This window comes from Planctomycetota bacterium (genome assembly GCA_018242585.1).
In the GTDB taxonomy this organism is placed as follows: domain Bacteria; phylum Planctomycetota; class Planctomycetia; order Pirellulales; family PNKZ01; genus JAFEBQ01.
In genome coordinates this window covers 225466-239841 of record JAFEBQ010000027.1, presented here as the reverse complement: position 1 = coordinate 239841, position 14376 = coordinate 225466, and the positions used below count along the sequence as shown (strand labels likewise).

General features: G+C 63.0%; 10 protein-coding genes. 4 read left to right on the top strand and 6 right to left on the bottom strand.

Annotated features, from left to right (window positions below; all coding sequences use genetic code 11):
* Positions 1–22: 22 nt before the first annotated feature.
* The 3 genes from gnd to JSS27_14465 form a co-directional block, all read right to left on the bottom strand.
* Positions 23–1042 carry a decarboxylating 6-phosphogluconate dehydrogenase gene (gnd, locus tag JSS27_14475; protein ID MBS0210150.1) on the bottom strand — a complete coding sequence of 340 codons (1020 nt, stop codon included), beginning with the start codon at positions 1040–1042 and terminating at the stop codon, positions 23–25.
* Between the two features lie 219 nt (positions 1043–1261).
* The gene (locus JSS27_14470) at positions 1262–2734 is read right to left on the bottom strand and encodes a neutral/alkaline non-lysosomal ceramidase N-terminal domain-containing protein (GenBank protein MBS0210149.1); all 1473 of its coding nucleotides are present in this window, start codon (positions 2732–2734) and stop codon (positions 1262–1264) included.
* 121 nt (positions 2735–2855) lie between these two features.
* A complete protein-coding gene (locus tag JSS27_14465) occupies positions 2856–3290 on the bottom strand; it encodes a carboxymuconolactone decarboxylase family protein (GenBank protein ID MBS0210148.1) in 435 nt (144 codons plus the stop codon).
* A 153-nt stretch (positions 3291–3443) separates the two neighbouring features.
* Between JSS27_14465 and JSS27_14460 the strand changes: the two genes are divergently transcribed.
* Positions 3444–5999: a VWA domain-containing protein gene (locus JSS27_14460; GenBank protein MBS0210147.1), complete on the top strand. Its 2556-nt coding sequence runs from the start codon at positions 3444–3446 to the stop codon at positions 5997–5999.
* A 222-nt stretch (positions 6000–6221) separates the two neighbouring features.
* On the opposite strand, the gene JSS27_14455 is transcribed toward JSS27_14460, so the two are convergent.
* Positions 6222–7091 (bottom strand): dienelactone hydrolase family protein, encoded by an 870-nt coding sequence (locus JSS27_14455; GenBank protein ID MBS0210146.1) that lies wholly within the window; start codon positions 7089–7091, stop codon positions 6222–6224.
* 184 nt (positions 7092–7275) lie between these two features.
* On the opposite strand from JSS27_14455, the gene JSS27_14450 reads away from it, so the two are divergent.
* Positions 7276–7722 (top strand): hypothetical protein, encoded by a 447-nt coding sequence (locus tag JSS27_14450; protein MBS0210145.1) that lies wholly within the window; start codon positions 7276–7278, stop codon positions 7720–7722.
* A 202-nt stretch (positions 7723–7924) separates the two neighbouring features.
* Here the strand turns inward: JSS27_14450 and JSS27_14445 are convergent, their stop codons facing one another.
* Positions 7925–10069: a PPC domain-containing protein gene (locus JSS27_14445; GenBank protein ID MBS0210144.1), complete on the bottom strand. Its 2145-nt coding sequence runs from the start codon at positions 10067–10069 to the stop codon at positions 7925–7927.
* Between the two features lie 319 nt (positions 10070–10388).
* Between JSS27_14445 and JSS27_14440 the strand changes: the two genes are divergently transcribed.
* Positions 10389–12281: a CocE/NonD family hydrolase gene (locus JSS27_14440; protein MBS0210143.1), complete on the top strand. Its 1893-nt coding sequence runs from the start codon at positions 10389–10391 to the stop codon at positions 12279–12281.
* A gap of 142 nt (positions 12282–12423) precedes the next feature.
* Positions 12424–13638 carry an MFS transporter gene (locus JSS27_14435; protein ID MBS0210142.1) on the top strand — a complete coding sequence of 405 codons (1215 nt, stop codon included), beginning with the start codon at positions 12424–12426 and terminating at the stop codon, positions 13636–13638.
* Between the two features lie 207 nt (positions 13639–13845).
* On the opposite strand, the gene JSS27_14430 is transcribed toward JSS27_14435, so the two are convergent.
* Positions 13846–14031 carry a hypothetical protein gene (locus JSS27_14430; protein MBS0210141.1) on the bottom strand — a complete coding sequence of 62 codons (186 nt, stop codon included), beginning with the start codon at positions 14029–14031 and terminating at the stop codon, positions 13846–13848.
* Positions 14032–14376 lie beyond the last annotated feature (345 nt).

Below are 14376 nucleotides of genomic sequence, written 5' to 3'. Positions count from 1 at the left end.
CTATCGCGCTTGCGGGACAAGCTCAACCGCTAGCTGGTTTTTCGTGATGGCCGCCAAACTGAAAACGCATGGCTGACAGCAATTTGTCGGCAAAGTCCGCTTCGCCACGGGAGGAAAACCGCTGATAGAGAGCAGCGCTGAGCACGGGCGCCGGCACGGCCTCGTCAATGGCGGCTTTAATGGTCCAGCGTCCTTCTCCCGAATCGGAAACTCGCCCCGCGAAGTTGCCGAGTTGCTGGTCCTTCAACAGCGCCGTGGCTGTTAAATCCAACAGCCACGAGGCGATCACGCTGCCGCGCCGCCAGACCTCGGTAATGTCGGCTAGGTTCAAGTTGTACTGATAATGCTCGGGGTGCTGTAGCGGCGTGGTCTCGGCATCGACATCGTGTTGGCGCAGGCCGACGTTGGCCTGATGTAAAATCCCCAGCCCTTCGGCATAGGCGGCCATGATGCCGTACTCGATGCCGTTGTGGACCATCTTGACGAAGTGCCCTGCCCCGCTGGGCCCGCAATGCAAATAGCCGCGCTCGGCGGTTCCAGGAACCTGGTCACGTCCCGGCAGACGCGGCGCCGCGTCAACCGACGGGGCGAGCGCGGCAAAGATCGGGTCGAGCCGCAAGGCGATCTCGGGCTCGGCGCCGATCATCAGGCAATAGCCTCGTTCTAAGCCCCACACGCCGCCGCTGGTGCCGACGTCAACGTAATGAATGCCGGCGGGCTGCAGCTCAGCCGAGCGGCGCAGGTCGTCGATGTAGTACGAATTGCCACCGTCGATCACTACATCGTCGGGCGCGAGTAGCGGCTTCAACTGGGCGAGTGTGTGGTCAACGACGGCGGCCGGCACCATCAGCCAGATGGCCCGCGGCTTGGCCAGCTTGCCGACAAACTCGGCCAGCGAGGCGGCGCCAGTCGCGCCCACCTTGGCCAACTCGGCGACTGCCGGTGGATGGACGTCGAACACCACGCATTGATGGCCGCCGCCGATCAGCCGGCGGACCATGTTGGAACCCATCCGCCCCAAGCCGATCATGCCAAGTTGCATGGAGAACCTCGCCAAATCCAATACCATCGTCCCCGCGATCGCGGGGTAGCCTCACCACGACGACGCCACGTCAACACGTTGTATGCCAATTGCCCACGGACGACAATTGGATCGGTGATGAGGAATTAGAAAGGCGCCTAACGGCTCGCCAACTTACGCGGATCGGGAGCGACGCGGTCTGCTAGCGGGCTCAATCGACGTCGGCAAATCCGCTACTTGTTATTTCCCTTTCGCCAGCTCGCGCAGTAGCTCAAGCTGCGTGGCGCGAATCTTCGGTTCGGCGTCCACGGCTAGGTAGCTTGACCGCGCTCGCCAGGTTTCATAGCCGCCTAGCTTGTGCTGCTCGGGTGGGGGCAAATAGCCGTTGTAGCCGTTGGCCAGTTCGATCGTGAACGTCCGCCCGAGCGGGCTCTCGCGCTTGACGGCCAGTCCGGTCTCGGTGAACGTCTCGCAGGGGCTCGACACAATTCCCAACTCGCCAATCTTCAAGGCTTGAATCTTGCTCCGCACGGTCGACGGGTACTGCGACAGCAAGATCGTCTCGCGCGCGTAAATCTCGTCAAGCGTCTTCATCACCGGCTCTTTGGCTGCGGCGACAAGTTGTTTGGCGCGGTCGATTTCCTCGGGACGCGGCAGGCGAACTCCCAACTCGATTTCGCGCTCGCGCGCGGCCAGTGGCGCCCAGGCGTGATACTTCACTTCGGGCAAGGCTTTCATCACCGCCTGGGCCACGCTGTTGGCGACGATGCGACATTGTTCATAGGGCTCTTGCCGCGGCGGCGCGGGGGCGGTGAAGTTGACGTTGTTCACGTCGCCGCTGGTGCCGTTGGACATCATGCCGACAAAGGCCGGCTTGGCGTCGCGCGCGCCGAGCAGCTCGCCGATCCGCTCGGCAAAGGCGCCAAAGTAATCGGCCGACAGCGGTGGCACGCCGCCGACATAGTGCAACGAGTAATTCGCCAGCAAGGCGATCGGCCGGCCACCCTTGGCGCGTAACGCGACAAACGACACTTCGGGATCGACGGTCCCGGCCGGCTCGACAAGATTGGCGTTCTGGCGACCGGGGTTCATCTTCACCGTGTCGGTCGTGTTGCCGAACGGATCGGGCGCAATCGTGCCGGGCTTCATCTTCCAGCGCCGGTTAAACAGTTGCGTCGGGTCGTTGCCCGCGCCCCAGGCGATTTCGGCCGGTTCGAGCTGCGCGTTGGCCTGGTGAATCCCCTTGGCGATCTGCCGGGCGAGGAATGCGGTATATTTACGATCCGGTTCACTTTGAAACACCGCCACCGAAGTCGGGCACGAGTGGGCGTGCGTGGCTGAAATGAGCATGTTGCTTGTCGGGATGCCGGTCGCTTGCGCGGCCATCTGCTTGGCTTCGTCCATGATCTCGCGCGAGATCGCGCAACTGTCACAGACGACGATCGCCAGCTTGTTCTGGCCGTCGTCGAGCACGACCGCCCGCGCGTGGAGCCGGTCATGAACATTGGTGGCCGTCGCGTCGCGCATGTTCCCGTTCACCGAGATCGGCAGTTCTTCGGGCGTGATGTCGGCGGCAAAGGCTCCCGCGCGGAACACGGGTGTTGCGCCCGGCTGGTTTTGGGCCTGGGCGGACTGCGGCCAAAGCGCCGTTGACAAGCTGAATAACCCAATGGCGGCGAGGACGAACGACCGGCGGCGGAGTGCAACGCGCATGATCTACTCCCGGTGGGAATGATGTTGGAGGCGAGTGGGTGGTAGGGAATGGGCGGAAGGATGCGGGCATCGTAACGCGACAGCCCGCGCGCTTCAAACCTTTTTGGGGAGCGCAGGCGGTCTAGCCATCCAGCGGCGGCAGCACGTCGGGCTCAACCTGGTAACCGTCGGCCAGCGCGTTGGTCATGTTGAACAAGCCGGCCACGGCCAGCGCTTCGCCCAGCGCCTCGATCGACAGCCCCAGCTTGCGCAACGCCGTCGTGTGTGAATTGACGCAGTACGAGCAGCCGTTGGTGGCCGAGACGACCAGGGCGATCAGCTCGCGCGTCGTGGCGTCGAGGGCCGGCCGGCGGCCGACCGCCTCGGGATGCATCAGCGTCTTGAGCGATGTCCAAACCAGCTCCAACTGGGCCGGATTCGTGGCCAAGGTGCGCCAGAAGTTGGGCACGAAATCGAGGTTCTTGGTCCGGCGAATGTCGGCAAAAATCTCGGCCACGCGGCCGGTCGCTTCGCTTTCGGCGACCAGTCGAACCGTGGCCTGGCGTGGGCTTTCCATGGGGCGTCTCCAGCAAGGGGTGTCGCCGCCCGGCCGGGCTAGCAGGCCGGCGACGCGGCAATTGTTTCCAGTTTGAAAGCGCTCACTTATACTACTTGGAGCGTGCTCGTTCGATGGGCGACGCGCGGTTCTTATTCGGGACAGAGGCGGTCGATGAGGCTCACGCTACGAGTCTTGCTCGCACACCTGCACGGGCTGTTGCCCGCGGCCGAGGCCGAAGGCCTAGCCGAGCGGATCGCCGCCAGCCCCACGGCGAGCGAGTTGTTCGATCGTCTGCGCCGCTTGAGCGCGCCCGATGCGTTAACTTCCGTCGAGAGCGAAGTCGAACCGGCGTGCGACGACAACACACTGGCCGAGTACCTGGACAATGCGCTCGCGCCGGACGAGGTGGTCGAGTTCGAGCAGCGGCTGTTGCAAAGCGATGCGCTGCTGGCCGAAGTGGTGACGTCCCATCGGTTGCTGGCCGGGTATCTGGGCGAATCATCCGAAGGCGAACCGGCTCTGGCCGCGGCGATGTACGCGCTCGCTCCGCCAGAGCCGGCAACCATCGCACCGACCGCGATCACACGTCCGCCCGAGGTTGATGATTTCACCGACGTGGCCCCGCCGCCGATTTACGTCGCGCCGGCTGCTGCAACGCCACCGCCGCTGGTAACGGCGCTGGCGATTGACCCCGTGCCGGTCTGGTCGCCAACCGAAAATGCGGCCTTGCTCAGCATTGCGCTCGACGCCGCCGAAATCGAAGCCGCCGGCGATGGTCACGCGAACGCGCTGCGGTTCAGCAGCTCGTGGCTCGTGTCGGCCATCAGCAACACGATTGTGATCGTGCTATTGGGCATTTGGGTTGTGCCGACCGTGGCGCTGCAAGCGCCGGTGGTGCTACAGGCTTCGATGCCGGCTGACGACTTGTCCGACCCGCCCAGCGAGTTGACCCTGCCGGACCGGACAATGGTGATCGAGCCCTCGCTGGCGCCAGCTTTATCGCTGAGCGAGCCGTTGCCCCCCAGCCTGACGACTCCGGCCAACGTGGTGGCATCGGCCAGCATGACGCCGCGCCGCCAGCTTGAAAACGTCAAGCTAACACGCGAGCTTCCGGCCGAAGCGATGTCCACCAGCGCGACCACCGCGACGTCGAGCAAGCGGCCGGAACGTCCGCGTTCGGTGGCGGCCGAAGGGGGCGTGACCCAGGCGGCCAATCCCGGCGACGCGGTTGATAATGTGCTGAAGGGAATTCGCCGCGAGATGGAGAACGGCGATCTGCTGGTCGTCTGGCTGCTCGACGCCTCGCTCAGTCTGGTCGACGATCGTCAACTGGTGGCGGCCCGCATCGAGCCGTTCTATCAGGAACTCAACGGCCGGCAGCAGCAATCGCACAAGCTGATGAACGCAGTGGTCGCGTACGGGGCGACCACGCAAGAACTGATCGAGCCCACCCAGTTCGGGCTGCGCACGGTCGAGGCGGTGGCCAAGGTGCCGATCGATCCAACCGGGCTCGAAAACGTGATGACCGCCATCGAGCAATGCGTCTACCGCTATCGCCAGCGCTGGCGGTCGACGATCCAGATTGTCGTCTGGACCGACGAGTCGGGGGACGACATCCTCAGGCTCGAAGAGATCATCGCCCTGTGCCGTAAGCAGAATGTGATCGTCACGGTCGTTGGACCATCGGCAGTGTTCGGGGCCGAACGCGGCAGCCACTACTATCGCGATCTGGCGACGGGCTACGAGTTCCTATTGCCGATCAAGCGCGGGCCCGACACGTCGTTGCCCGAGCGGTTGATGCTCCCTTATTGGCACGATTCGGATCGGCTGCCGTGGACGCGCAACGGGGCGCAAATCGCCCGGGGCATTCCTTGGTACGGCGGGTTGTACCGCGAGCGGTTGTTGTCGGGCGTGGGGCCGTACGCCCTCACGCGGTTGGCGATGGAAACCGGCGGACGGTTCCTGTTGCTCGATCGCGAGGCCGACAGCGGCCCGATCCGCTTCGAGGCAGTGCGGCAGTATCTGCCCGACTATCAATCGGCCGCCGAGTTCATGCACTCGCTCAAGTACCATCCGCTGCGCGCGGCTGTGCTGGACGTGGTGCAGATGACCTATGCCGAGCCCGATGCGTTGTTGCCGCCGGTGATGCGCTTTCATACCGAGCGGAACGACGAATATCCGTTCAATATCTTCACGTTCTACGAAACACCGAACGACTTTCGCAACAATCTGCCACTCTGGTTCACCGAGCAGACCGTCAAGCTGACCCGCGGGGCGCAGTTGATCGAGCGCTGTCTAGCCCGGTTGGAGTTCAAAGGAGCCGAACGCGAATACGAGCGCGAAGAGTCGCCGCGCTGGCGTGCCTGGTACGATCTGACGCGCGGCCGGTTGTTGGCATTGAGCGCGCGGAACGTCGAATACGTGACGACTTGCCAATTGGTCGCCCAGAACCGCGGTATGCTCAACGCCGACACCAACTGCATTCGGCTGGTGCCGTCAATGAACGTCAAGTCGACACAATCGCAGGTGCTGTTGCGCGTGGCCGAAGCCAAGAAGTTGCTCGAACGCTGCGTGCGGCAGAACCCAGGCACGCCCTGGGCTCTGTTGGCGCAATGGGAGCTGGAAAAGCCGCTGGGGCTAGACGTCAATCAGATTGTCGTTCCGCCGCCGCGCCCCGGCCCACCCCGATTGCCAGGCGCCCCGGTCCCGGCGCTACCGGCTTTCTAAGACCCGCCACGGAGGCACGGTGATACGGAGATCTGCACGGAGAGTTCGAAGAGAATGACCAATGCCCAAGTACCAATGACCAGAGGACGTGGCTCAATGTCCTAATGTGAGGATAACTTTATCTTGGTCATTGGGATTTGGTTATTGCGGCTTGTCTCCCTCTCTCCCTAATCTTCTCCTCCGTGCATAACTCCGTGCCTCAGTGCCTCCGTGGCAAAGTCTTCAAGAGACCCCGTGGCCTTTGAACCACTCCAGCATGCGCTTCCAGCCGTCGTCGGCCGCTTCTTTGCGGTAGCTGGGGCGGTAGTCGGCGTAGAACGCGTGCGGCGTGTTCGGGTAAACGTGAATCTCGCTCGGCTTGTTCGCCGCCTTGATCGCCGCGCGCATTTTTTCAACGGTGTCCTGCGGAATCCCCTCGTCGGCGCCGCCGTACAAGCCGAGCACCGGTGCTTTTAGCTCAGCGGCCAGATCGGTCGGATGCTTCGGCTGCAACTCGGTCGCCTGTCCACCGCGCGGGACTAGCCGACCGTACCAGGCCACGCCGGCTTTCAAGTCAGGGTTGTGGGCCGAGTACAACCAGACGATCCGCCCGCCCCAGCAAAAGCCCGTGATCGCGAGCTTGGCGGTGTTGCCGCGGCCCGACTTCTTGGCCCAGGCCACGGCCGCGTCGAGGTCCGACATCACCTGCGTGTCGGGCACCTTGCCCACGACTTTGAAAATCTCCTGGAAGTCGGTCAGCTTCGACACGTCCCCTTGGCGAGCGTACAACTCGGGCGCGATGGCCAGATAGCCCAGCTTGGCCAGCCGGCGGCAGATGTCCTTGATGTGCTCGTGTACGCCGAAGATTTCTTGCACGACCAGAATCGTGGGCAGCCCCTCCCCTTTGGCCGGCGCGGCTCGATAGGCCGGAATCTCGCCGTCGGCGACCGGAATCTTCACTTCGCCGGCTTCGAGTCCCGTGGTGTCGGTGGTGATCGTCTGGGCCGACACGGGCTGGGTGGCCAGCGCGAACCCGGTGGCCAACGTGGTGACGACGAACTGGCGACGAGTGAAATCGAGCTTGGGCAATAGGCTGCGCAGGTCTTCGTGCATGACGTATCGAACTCCTCGGTTGGGAATAAGGCGGTATGATTCAACGCGGCGGAGCCTCTCGGTTCGCCGGGCGTGCGGTGTTACACTAGCGCGCGACCGCGCGGCATGCAACCATTTGTAAGCTGCCCGGCCGGAGTCGGGCATGTGCTGGCTGCCGCGATATGCCGCCGGAGGAGATTAACGGATGTTGTCGCGGATATTGCTAGGATTCTGGTCCGCCTGGTTCGCGATCGTCACGCTGACGAACGTGACCGATGCGTTGCGCTCGGCCGGTGTGCTGCCCGAATCGTGGAAGCTGGCTTCAGGCAACTTTGAGTTGGTGGTCAGGACGATCTCGATCTACGGCTGGCCTCGTGCGGTTGCTTGGGCGATGTTCGCCGGCGTGATCGCGTGGGAATTGTTAGCCACGCTGCTGTACGGACGCGCGGCCTTGTCGCTGGGGCGCGCTGATGCCAACCGGCAGATCGACGCGGCTGTTGGCTTGGGGGCAGGTTTGTTCTCCGCGTTCATCTTGGCCGATGAGTTGTTCATCGCCTTTCCGACCGGTATCGAGGGGACACACCTGCGCATTTTCATGGCGCAACTGGTCACCTGGCTGGTCGTCCGCTGGCAGTGTCGCGACCACGAGTAGAGATACTCCATCATCACAGATTGCGCGCAAACCCTTCTCCCTCCGGGAGAAGGTGGCCGAAGGCCGGATGAGGGTCATCGAACCATTGGATCGCCGCGCCCGACTGACGCGCGACCCTCATCCGTCGGCTAACGCCGCCACCTTCTCCCCGGGGGAGAAGGGTTTTGCGCGGCGTCGCGCAAGGGGGCGAGTGCGCGATTGGTCACTTCTTCTTTTTCTCAGCCTTGGCGACGGGCTTGGTTGCCGGCTGGGCTGACGACGGCTCGGTGACGCTGAGCATGATCGGGTTCGACGAATAGAGCGTGTCGATCGAAAAGCTGATCGACACTCCGGCCAAGACGCCAATCGGCAAGCGCTCGACCAGCAGCGCATCTTTCGCCGCTTCGAGTCCGATCTTCGCTTCCAGCGTGTTGCCGGCCAGGCGCGTCTGGCTCCCCTTGGCCAACGTGACCCCCGGCGGTAATTGCTCGCCGAGCCTGTTGGTGAAGTAATTCAGCGTCCATTCGAGCGAGACCGGATCCTTGTAGTCCTTACTTCGCGCGATCCGCAGCTTGACTTCGGCTTTGCCACCGCGGGGCAGTTGAATCGCGTCGGGCGTCGCCACCACCTCGGTCAAATCGAGCGGCTCGACCACGCCCACCAGCGACGTGTTGATCGGCCAGAAGCCCTGGCCGCCCCCCTGGCCTTGCAATTCACCCGTGATCAACGCCGGCCGGACCACATCCACGGGCTTGCCATCGGCGTCTTTCACCTGCGCACGTCCCCAGACGCGCGCCAGGCTGGCCCCCACCTGGGCGTCCTTGGCCGCCGAGAGAATCATCGCGCCATGGTTCATGCCCGCCGGAACCGTGAGGGGCGTGTACGTGACACCGGCCGGCAACCCATCGACGTGTACTTCAATCGGCCCGTCAAAGCCGTTCAGGCGCGCGACTTTGGCGAACCACATCATGCTGACGCCCGATCCGAGCATGGCGTAATAGAAACGTCCTTGCAATTGAAACTCGGGCCCCGCCTGCTCGATGGCCAGATGATAAACAAAGTTCGGGCCGCCCCGATCGTGAACGTCTTTCAATTGCACCGTGTAGCGCCCGTCGCTCGGCGCGGCAAACGTCAACTCGGCATCCGAGGTGTACTGCTGATCGTCCGCCTCGGATATTTTCTTGCCAGCCGAATCGAGCACGACCAGCATGCTGTCCAGCGGCAAGCCCAGCCGCTTCGAGGTGACATTCAGCCGATAGTACCGCCCCTTCTTGGCGTCGAACGAGTATTGATGCGTCTCGCCCGGCTTGGCCAGTCGGCCGCTGATGCCGACGGGCAAGCCGACTTCAAGTGGCTTGTCCGTCGGCTTGTCATCGCGGGTAATCTGCCGCTCGGCGCTGACCAGATAACGAACCGGATTGGCTTCCTGCTTGTCGATCGCGAAGCGACGTTCGGTGAAGCCGGGCGCGGCATCCTTCGCGGCCTTTAACTCGATTGGGCTCGTCTCATCGCTACCGGCAACGAGCAATTCCCCCTTGGTCGTTGCCCCTTGTTGCATGGCCAATGGGAACGTGGCCAGCCCGACTGGTCGTGCGGCCATCTCGATGCAATACGTGTAGCGCGGGTCGCCCGAATAGCGAGTGTCGCGCATCTCGAGCGCATAGATGCCGTCGGCGGGAAGCGTGGCGACCAGCAACGCATCGCCCCCAAAGAAGTTGTCGTTCTGGCCAATCACCGTCCCGTACGGGTCGTATAAGGTAATAATCGGGTCCAAGTGATAACCACCGCGGCCGACCATGTCGTGAATCGCCGCCGTGACCCGCTGGCCATAAACATTGAACGTGATCCGCTGCCCGCGTTTGCCTTCGAAGCGGTAGAAGTCAACGTCCTCGGCCTTTTCGACCGTGCCACAGACGGCCGCCGGCAGGGTGACCAACTGGCCCGTCTTGGTGACTTCGTTGGGCGAGGTTTGCTCCTCGACCACCGGAAAGTCGGTGATCAGCAAGTGGGTCACGCTCGACACGGCGGCCGGCGTGGCGATGCGCACTTCATAGATGCCCGGCGTCTGCTCGGCCGGCGCCTCGACCGTGAATTTGAAGGGCGTCCCTGCCGTGCCGCGGCCTTTCAGAGGGGCGTCGATCGGCGCCGTCTCGGCCAGTTTCATCATCAAGCCGGGGTGATCGAAGAAGACCTGATACGCCCGGTCGAGTGTGAAGTTGCTGCGCACCTTCACCGTGCCCGTGGTGCCGCGTTGCACGGCCACGGGATAGACGCTGGTCAATTGGCGAAAGCCGATCGCGGCCTCGGTCGTGGCCGCGAACAGGCTGGTGATTGTCAATGCCCAAAGAGCGACGCTGATACGCTTCATCAATCAGTCCTCGCCAGACGCCACGGCTCAATAAAGTGAATTCAATTGTCGCAACCTGGCGTCGAGGCGTCAAATGGGGAGACTATCGCGCTTCGGGTGGCACGGCCGCTTGTCGGCCGTGTTGCGCAAGCAACAAGAAAGAGAACCGGCACACATCTTCTTTTAGCTACTTGGGGATGATCGTTGATCTTTCCCGTCGCTGCCGCGACTCGGCCGCAAGCGGCCGGGCCATCCATCGGTCGGCGTGACGGTGGCGTGGGCGACCGAGGCCGAGTAGATTGACTCGCGTGAGTCGCCGCCCCTTGATACGAGGTTCCTGATGAACGCGATTTTGAAGCGGTTTGTATTTACCTTTGCGGTGGTCGTGGCCATCGCTCCGACGATTTACGCGGCCGAAGCCGATGACGACATCGCCTTTGAAGCCAGCGTGATGGTGCCGATGCGTGACGGCGTGCGATTGGCAACCGATGTCTATCGGCCGGCCAAGGCTGGCAAACCTGTCGATGAAAAGTTGCCGACGATCCTGATTCGCACGCCTTATGGCAAGGGGGACAAGCCGTTGAGCAGCAGCGAAGGTCGCTACTTCGCTCGGCACGGCTACAACGTCGTGGTCCAGGACACGCGCGGGCGTTACCGCTCGGAAGGCGTGTGGCGACTTCTGAATGACGACGGCCCCGACGGCGTGGACGCGGCCGCTTGGATTGGCAAGCAACCGTGGTCCAACGGCAAGCTGGGCATGCTCGGCACCTCGTACGTCGGCGGCACCCAGCACGCGCTGGCGCTGGAAAAGTGTCCCGAGTTGGTCACCGTGATCCCGGTCGACGCGGTCTCGAACATGGGCTACGCCAGCATGCGCAATTCCGGCGCGTTTGAGTTGCGGTTCTGGAATTGGATCATGCTGAACGCCGGACGCGGTAGCCGGGCCGCCAAGGATCCTGGCACGGCGGCGGCCTTGAAGGAGATGGCCGAGCATCGCCACGACTATCTGCAGCAGTTGCCGCTGCGTTACGGTACCACACCGCTCAAGCTGGCGCCGGAGTATGAAGATTGGCTGATTCAGGCCATGCGCAATGGCGAGAACGGCGCCTTCTGGCGGCATGTGAACATCACCGACTTCTCGGCCCGTTACAAGGACATGCCCGTCTACCTGGTGGGCGGCTGGTATGATTCCTGGGCGGCCAACACCACGTCGAACTACCGCGTGCTAAGCAAGCAATTGAAGAGCCCGGTCTACTTGATCATGGGCCCCTGGATTCATGGCCAGCAAGGTGCTTCGGCCCACGGACAAGTCAGCTTTGGTCGCGAGGCGGCCATTGCCGACCCGTTGGCCTGGCGACTCGCCTGGTACGATCATTGGTTGAAAGGCGTCGAGAACAGCGTCGGCCGCGACGAGCCATTTCGCAGCCGGGTGCGCGTTTTCGTGATGGGGACCGGCGACGGCAAGAAGACGGACGATGGCCGTTTGAATCACGGTGGCTCGTGGCGCGACGAGGAAGACTGGCCGCTCAAGCGCGCCAAGCCGGTGAACTACTTCTTACAGCCCGAGGGAAAGCTTTCCACCTCGGCGCCGCGCGGCAACGGGGGCGCGACGTCGTTTTTATTCGACCCCAAGAACCCGGTGCCGACGATCGGCGGCAACATCAGCTCGGGTGACGGCATTATGCTGCAAGGGGGCTGGGACCAGCGCGGCGGCAAGCACGTCTGGAACTTCCAGGAGCCGATTCCCCTGTCGGCGCGCAACGATGTGCTGGTGTTTCAGACCGAGCCGCTGGAACAAGACGTGGAAGTCACCGGCGAGCTGGAAGTGAAACTCTGGGTCAGCTCGACGGTCTTCGATACTGACTTCACGGCCAAGCTGATCGACGTTTATCCGCCCAGCGAGGACTTTCCTGGCGGCTTTGACTTGAACATCGTCGACGGGATTCTGCGGATGCGGTTTCGCGATTCACTACGCGAAGAGAGCACGGCTCCGCTGCGGCGTCTGGAGGTTTATCCGATCACGATTCGGCTTTATCCCACCTCGAACGTGTTCAAGAAGGGGCATCGGATTCGCGTCGACGTTTCGAGCAGCAATTATCCTCGCTTCGACGTGAACCCAAATACTGGCGAGCCGCTGAATGAACAACGGAGCCTGATCGAGGCGATGAACCGGGTGCATCACAATCGGGCCGAGCCGTCGCACATCGTGTTGCCGGTGGTCGAGTCGAACTAGCCGCGCGCATTGCCGTCAGCCGCGGGCCGACAGGATTTCAGAGAGAGCCGCTTCGTTGAGCGATCAAGAACGCTATTCCGCGCTGGGGGCCTTTCGCTGGCGCGATTTTCGCTATCTGTTCGCGGCCACGGGTTGCGCGACGATGGCGGGCCGGGCGCTGATCCTGGTGCTTGGCTACCGGCTTTACGCGCGGACGGGCGACCCTGGCGCGTTGGGGTTCTTGGGGCTTGTCGAGGCGATTCCGGCGCTGCCGTTGTCGTTGTTCGGCGGTCATGTGGCCGATCGTCACGACCGGCGGCGGATATTGTTGATTACTTTGCCCCTGCTGATCGCCTGCGCCGCGCTGCTTTCGGCCAGTGAATTTACCGGCTACGAGCAGGCCGAGTTGCCGTTGATCTTCGCCGTGGCATTCGTGGCCGGCGTGGCGCGCGGGTTTGCCGAGCCGGCGGCCTCGGCGCTCGAAGCGCAAGTAGTCCCCTTCAACTGGCTGGTCAATTCTTCGACGCTCATGGCCAGTTGTTGGACCACGGCCGCAGTGATCGGGCCGTTGGTCGGCCCGTGGATGTACGCCACGTGGGGCGGCGGCGTAACCTACGCGTCGATCGCGGCATTGTACGCAATCGCTTTCTTGGCCATTACGGGAATCGCGCCGAAGCCGATTCCCGTTGCGCCCGAGGGGGAATCGGTCTGGCAAAGCGTCGCCTTGGGCGTTCGTTATGTGTGGCGCGACCAGGTGCTGTTGGGCTCGATGGCGCTCGATTTGTTTGCCGTGCTGTTTGGCGGGGCGATCGCGCTGTTGCCGGTGTTTGCCAAGGACGTCTTACAAGTTGGCGAAGGGCGACTGGGCGAGATGGGAGCGGCGCCGACGTTGGGGGCCTTGTTGACCACGCTCTGGTGCGCGCGCCACCCGCCGGTAAAGCATGCCGGGCGGAACATCTTTCTGGCCGTGGGAGCGTTCGGTGTCACGATGATCGTGTTCGCACTATCAAAGTCATTTTACTTGTCGCTCGTCGCGTTGTTCTTCAGCGGCGTGTTCGATGGCGTCAGCGTCGTGATCCGCCGCTCGATCATGCGACTGCTCTCGCCCGAGCCAATGCGCGGGCGCATCGCCGCCGTCAGCATGGTCTTCATCGGCGCGTCGAATGAACTGGGGGCGTTCGAGAGCGGCATGGCCGCCAAGTGGCTCGGCACCGAGCGTGCGGTCTGGATGGGCGGCGTGATCACGTTGCTGATCGTGTCCAGCGCGGCCCTGGCGGCGCCACAACTGCGGCGACTCAGCCTAGATCCTCAACGAGCCAAGCAGCGCGAGATGGAAGAAGCGGCGAAGCTCGATGAAGAAGCCGCCGGGAACGCTTAGTTGCCCATCGCCGCGAGGGTAGCACTGATTGCTCGCAATCGGTGTTGCGCAGCAACAAGAGGCGGCGCGACCGGCGTCCATGCTTGTTGACACGATTGAGTCGTGCAAGATTAGATCCATCGCCTCTTGCGGGCTGCGCCCGCCCCGGTTGGCGAGCAACCGGGGCTACCCCTTGATGGATCGTCAAAGGAACTATTGCACCGCACCCTAGTGGTGCGCTTCGCGCCATAGGCCAAAGGCCAGCGTGCCGGCGACGATGCAAGCGATGAAGCTGGCCCAGAGCGGGATCATCTCGCCATTGATCGAAACGTCCCAGCCCATGGCGAACCTCGTCAACTGCAGCAGCGCGACAATTGCGAATACCACCACGGCGACCATCTGAATCGGTCTCATGATCGAACTCCCACGGTTGAAGGTTACGGCCTGACGTGTTCGATCGGCCAAGGCCGATCGCCCTTCTCCCATGAGTAATTGTAGGGGGCCAGGCAACCCAGGAGATCTGGGGGTCGCTGGGGCGAGTTGACAGAACACCGCCAACGCGGCCCCGGGACGATTCTGCCGGTTGTAACGCCCGATTCGGCCGGGTGCCCACGAATAGCCGGCTCAGCGATTGGCTAATCGGGCAAACGGTCAGATTGGGTAGGCTGATGCGTCAGGTTTTTGCCTAGCTCGCGACAAAAAGCTACATGCTGGGAGAGACATTTTGCGCGAATCGACCCGCGTGGCCAAAGCGAATCC

What these genes read in the sequence shown, in the direction of transcription:
- JSS27_14460 (MBS0210147.1), top strand. Translation starts at nt 3,444, where the DNA reads ATGAGGCTCACGCTACGAGTCTTGCTCGCACACCTGCACGGGCTGTTG.
- gnd (MBS0210150.1), bottom strand. Translation starts at nt 1,042, where the DNA reads ATGCAACTTGGCATGATCGGCTTGGGGCGGATGGGTTCCAACATGGTC.
- JSS27_14440 (MBS0210143.1), top strand. Translation starts at nt 10,389, where the DNA reads ATGAACGCGATTTTGAAGCGGTTTGTATTTACCTTTGCGGTGGTCGTG.
- JSS27_14450 (MBS0210145.1), top strand. Translation starts at nt 7,276, where the DNA reads ATGTTGTCGCGGATATTGCTAGGATTCTGGTCCGCCTGGTTCGCGATC.
- JSS27_14455 (MBS0210146.1), bottom strand. Translation starts at nt 7,091, where the DNA reads ATGCACGAAGACCTGCGCAGCCTATTGCCCAAGCTCGATTTCACTCGT.
- JSS27_14470 (MBS0210149.1), bottom strand. Translation starts at nt 2,734, where the DNA reads ATGCGCGTTGCACTCCGCCGCCGGTCGTTCGTCCTCGCCGCCATTGGG.
- JSS27_14430 (MBS0210141.1), bottom strand. Translation starts at nt 14,031, where the DNA reads ATGAGACCGATTCAGATGGTCGCCGTGGTGGTATTCGCAATTGTCGCG.
- JSS27_14445 (MBS0210144.1), bottom strand. Translation starts at nt 10,069, where the DNA reads ATGAAGCGTATCAGCGTCGCTCTTTGGGCATTGACAATCACCAGCCTG.
- JSS27_14465 (MBS0210148.1), bottom strand. Translation starts at nt 3,290, where the DNA reads ATGGAAAGCCCACGCCAGGCCACGGTTCGACTGGTCGCCGAAAGCGAA.
- JSS27_14435 (MBS0210142.1), top strand. Translation starts at nt 12,424, where the DNA reads ATGGCGGGCCGGGCGCTGATCCTGGTGCTTGGCTACCGGCTTTACGCG.